Raw genomic sequence first — 428 nt, 5'->3', positions numbered from 1 at the left:
AAAAATGGGTCGTTGAATCTTATCTGGATAATGCTATCGGTACTTTGGCAATAGATGCGAACGGAAAAAAAGCGATGACGCATGTGCTGTTAAAGCCTTTGGTGATTTTGGGGGAGAACGTCGTCGTCTCTGATGCGCAGATCAGCGCCTTACATCATCAAGCACACGAATTATGCTTTATCGCTAACTCAGTTCTGACTAAGGTGGAAGTTAACCCTATTTACTCGGCTTAAAGCCTGATGGTGAGTTTCTATATTGTGTGCGTAAAGCTGCACACAGTATAATAGTCACTGAGGTCGCTGGCGTTCAGTTTGCTTAGGGTTAAACATTATTTGCACTGTGTATTCATGGCGCTTATGCGCTATTTTATAGTGCCAGCTTAGTTGTTGTTTACTCACTTGCAAGGGAAGCAGTAGCCCTAGACCTGT

Annotated in this window: 1 protein-coding gene; it reads left to right on the top strand. The window is 43.5% G+C overall.

Annotated features, from left to right (window positions below):
- Positions 1–233: OsmC family protein (locus CWC16_RS19985; protein WP_502705083.1), on the top strand; the 233-nt coding region annotated here is incomplete at its 5' end.
- Positions 234–428 lie beyond the last annotated feature (195 nt).

It is taken from the genome of Pseudoalteromonas sp. S3776, assembly GCF_005886915.1.
GTDB lineage: Bacteria > Pseudomonadota > Gammaproteobacteria > Enterobacterales > Alteromonadaceae > Pseudoalteromonas.
The sequence above is the reverse complement of the archived record's forward strand: the minus strand, read 5'-3'. Positions and strand labels throughout refer to the sequence as shown.